The 2,741-nt window shown below is 75.8% G+C and carries 1 protein-coding gene and 2 pseudogenes; 1 reads left to right on the top strand and 2 read right to left on the bottom strand.

Annotated features, from left to right (window positions below):
* A pseudogene (locus CCN33_RS27135) lies at positions 1-186 on the top strand (DNA glycosylase); the annotation flags it as partial.
* Here the strand turns inward: CCN33_RS27135 and CCN33_RS27130 are convergent.
* Both CCN33_RS27130 and CCN33_RS27125 read right to left on the bottom strand, forming a co-directional pair.
* Positions 179-950, bottom strand: a pseudogene (locus CCN33_RS27130) (DNA-formamidopyrimidine glycosylase family protein); the annotation flags it as partial. The pseudogenes CCN33_RS27135 and CCN33_RS27130 overlap by 8 nt on opposite strands.
* A 44-nt stretch (positions 951-994) precedes the next feature.
* Positions 995-2,741: Lhr family ATP-dependent helicase (locus CCN33_RS27125; protein ID WP_425275872.1), on the bottom strand; the 1,747-nt coding region annotated here is incomplete at its 5' end.

Below are 2,741 nucleotides of genomic sequence, written 5' to 3'. Positions count from 1 at the left end.
AACCGGGCCCGCCCGGTCCGCCAGACCACCGGCCTGCCCCGGAACGACCTCTACGTCTACGGCCGTGCTTCCCGCCCCTGCCTGCGCTGCCGCACCCGCGTACGCGTGGCCGACCAGGGCGACGGCACCCAGGAGCGCCCCACCTACTGGTGTCCCACCTGCCAGATCGGCCCCGCCCCCGTGCCCGGCACCGCCCAGCGCTGGCGGGCGCGGGGGCGGGGCCGCTCTGGCAGGTGGGACACCAGTAGGTGGGGCGCTCCTGGGTGCCGTCGCCCTGGTCGGCCACGCGTACGCGGGTGCGGCAGCGCAGGCAGGGGCGGGAAGCACGGCCGTAGACGTAGAGGTCGTTCCGGGGCAGGCCGGTGGTCTGGCGGACCGGGCGGGCCCGGTTGACCTCCAGCAGGCGCTGGGCCATGCCGGGAAGCTGCGCGGCGCGGTCCTCGGGGAGTGAGCCGACGGGGAGCCAGGGGGTCACGCCGAGCAGGAAGCACAGCTCGCTCTTGTAGACGTTGCCGATCCCGGCGAGATTGCGCTGGTCGAGCAGGGCCTCGCCGANNGGGGCCGAGGAGGTCGGGCCCCAGATGGCCCACGACGCGCTCCTCGTCCTCGGTGCGCAGCAGCTCCAGCACCGACAGGCGGTAGCCCACGGCCATACGGTCGTCGGCGCCCAGGACGATGCGGATCTGGTGTCCGGCGCCGCCCCGCCAGGGCTGGCCCGTGCCGTACACCTTCCAGGCGCCCTCCATCCGCAGATGCGTGTGCAGGGTGAGGCCGCCCTCGAAGCGAGTGAGCAGGTGTTTGCCGCGCGGGGCGGTGTTCAGCACGGTACGGCCGGTCAGGTCGACCGTCGCGTACTGCGGCACCCGGAAGTCGCTGTGGGTCAGCACCCTGCCCGCGAGCGCGTCGTGCAGCCGCTTCGCGGTCTGCCACACCGTGTCACCTTCGGGCATGCGTCCAGGGTGCCACGGCGCGGTGGCCTTCTCCGGTCGCGGGTCTACGCGCGCAGGCGCAGGCCGCGTGGCGTCGCTATGAAGCCGGTGCCTTCCAGCAAGGGGCCCAGGGGCGAGGTCAGGGCCGCGGTGCCGTTGATCCGCTCCACGGTGACCGTGCCCAGGGAGCCGGCACGGGCGGCGGCCGCCAGGGCCTCCGCCGCCGCGCGCAGGCGGGGATCGTCCGCCGCCGCGGAGTCCGGGTCCGTGGGCCAGGCCAGCAGGGTCTTGCCGCCCCGCTCCATGTACAGGGTCAGCTCGCCCTCCACCAGGATGACGAGCGAGCCCGCCTTGCGGCCCGGCTTGTGCCCGGCACCGGTCGGGGGTTCGGGCCAGGGCAGGGCGGCGCCGTACGCGTTGGCGGGGTCGGCGGCGGCGAGGACCACCGCCTTGGAGTCGGGGGCGGTGTCCCGTGTACGGGGGCCGTAGCTCCGGCTCGCAAGGGAGCCGTAGCCCGAACCGCCGCGCGGGCCGCCCTGGCCGGGGGAGGCGTACGGGTCGGGGATCGCCGCCGGGCCGAAGGGGCGTGGGAGACCGCCGTCGTCGCCGCCGCGGGGAGGCCAGGCGAAGTCGCCGTCGATGCTCGGGTGTCCGAAGCCGCCGGGGGACGGGTCGAAGGCGTCGGACGCGGCGTGGCCGTCGCCGGGGAAGGGCGGGAGAGCGCCGTTGCCCGCAGGTACCGGGACGGGCATGACGCGCTCGCCCCGGTCGCGGGCGTTGGACACCGCGCGCAGGCGGTCCACCGCGCCGTCCATGGCGAACTGGGCGGCGCCGAGGCCCTCGACCACATAGCCGCGCCGGGCCTGTCCGCTCTCCTCGAAGACGGACAGCACCCGGTACACCGCCGAGAAGCCGCCCTCGACGCCCTCCGCGCCCACGGCACCGCGCGTCACCACCCCGTGCCGGTCCAGCAGGGCACGCGCACGCGCGTGGGCGCGCACGGTGGCGTCCGGCTCGGGTACGGGCAACAACGACCAGCGGCCGCCGACGGTCGGCGGGCCGGACCGCGAGGTGGCGCGGGCGGCGGCCGTCAGGGAGCCGTAACGCCCACGCGGGACATTGCGTTTGGCACGGTGGGCCGTCGCACCCGCCGTACGGCCCGAGCCCAGCAGGGCGCGCATCGGGGCCAGGGTGTCGTTGGTGAGCCGGCCCGACCAGGCCAGGTCCCACAGGGCGTCGGCCAGGTGGGCGTCGCTCGCCTCGGGGTGCGTGGTGGCGCGGACCTGGTCGGCGATCTGCCGGAAGAACAGGCCGTATCCGCCGGAGAGCGTGTCCAGGACCGACTGGTGGAGCGGGCTCAGCTCCAGGGGGTGCGGGGGCGGCAGCAACAGGGGCGCGGTGTCCGCGAGGTACAGCGAGACCCAGCCGTCCTTGCCGGGCAGCGAGCCCGCCCCGGCCCACACGACTTCGCCCGCCGCGGTGAGTTCGTCCAGCATCGACGGCTTGTAGTCGGCCACGCGGGACGGCAGGACCAGCTTCTCCAGCGCGGACGCGGGCACCGAGGCGCCCTGCAACTGCTCGATGGCGCGCACCAGCCCGTCGGTGCCGCGCAGGGTGTGGCCCTTGCCGATGTGCTGCCACTGGGGGAGGAACTGGGCGAGCGCGGCGGGCGGCACGGGCTCCAGCTCGTGCCGCAGCGCGGCCAGCGAACGGCGGCGCAGCCGGCGGAGCACCGTGGCGTCGCACCACTCCTGGCCGATGCCCGCCGGATGGAACTCGCCCTGCACGACCCGGCCGCCGGCGGCCAGCCGC

This window comes from Streptomyces recifensis (genome assembly GCF_002154615.1).
Lineage (GTDB): Bacteria > Actinomycetota > Actinomycetes > Streptomycetales > Streptomycetaceae > Streptomyces > Streptomyces griseoluteus.
Note: the sequence above shows the minus strand (reverse complement) of the source record. Positions and strands in the feature narration are given on the sequence as shown.